The organism is cf. Phormidesmis sp. LEGE 11477 (assembly GCF_015207105.1).
Taxonomy (GTDB): Bacteria; Cyanobacteriota; Cyanobacteriia; order Phormidesmidales; family Phormidesmidaceae; genus Phormidesmis.
The window spans coordinates 1-1,013 of record NZ_JADEXO010000285.1 but is presented as its reverse complement, the minus strand read 5'-3'; the positions used below and the strand labels follow the sequence as shown (position 1 = coordinate 1,013).

The following is a 1,013-nucleotide window of genomic DNA, read 5'->3' as shown; positions in this document are numbered from 1 at the left end:
GAATGGGAGAGTGGGGGAATGGGGAGCGATCGCGTCAAAAATAGAATCTTCGGTAGGAACCTGTAGTCGGGTGGCAATGTAGTGAAGTAGGGTATGTGGAAATATAGGGTTGTTGTATTTGTATAGGTAGGTGGGTAGGTTCAGATAGTCTAGAATGTTGAGAAGGTAGAAGAGTCCGGCATGGTCAGTGTGTAAGCCCAGAGGATTGCTTGTGCTGACGAGAAGGTTCTCTTCTTTCTGTTGAGCTTTAATCTGAGAGTTTTCTTCTTTAGAAGATTGAGGAGTAGCTGACTTGGAGCTTGCCTGGGTTTGAGTAGGCTGACGGTTCGCCTCTTCTAGAGATGATTCTCGGCTGCGATAGGCATCTGTTTCGCGGTCTTTTTCTCTGGCTTGAGGAGCGATTAATTTATTCGATACCGCTGGATCAAGATTTCCTTTCTCGGTAGGCAGAAGATTGTTTTGACTGCTGCTGTGGTTCTTTGGATTGTCTTTTGAGGGTGGTTCGCAGGTGTCTGTGATATGGAATTCGATCAACTGATGGGCGATCGCGACGACATCCATTTCTAACTGCGTGGGATTTTGGGCAATCAAACCCATCGCCACAGCCCAAAGTAGGCGAGTATCATCTTTGGGCCAATCGCAGTTTTGGATTGAAGTAAAGGTGTCAGGTAGTGCTAGATGGCGCTGAACTAGATCGCTTCGGCTGAATGTTGTTTCAGCAGTCGTTTTAGCACTAGGTACTGTCCAGTTTTGCTGAGCTAACAAGTAGGTGCCGTCATCGGGATTCAGCAGCTTGAGAAAGGCGGTGAGTGAGTGCTGACTGTGGAGCTGTCGCAGAACGGTGGCGGTGGCGAGAGGATTGAGCGGATGAGCGGCAAGCTGGATGAGTACAGCTTTGACAGCGTCGTGAGGAGATTGGGTGGGATGCCAAGAGAAGGCGCTGCGGGCTGTATGCGAATGAGAGAATAGGTGAGGCCAGAACCAGGCGGTGAGGGGTTGGCTAGTGGCGAGGC

1 protein-coding gene is annotated in these 1,013 nt (G+C 50.0%); it reads right to left on the bottom strand.

The features are described from left to right. A partial coding sequence (locus IQ256_RS29335; protein ID WP_193859199.1) for a hypothetical protein occupies window positions 1–1,013 on the bottom strand: 1,013 nt, incomplete at both ends.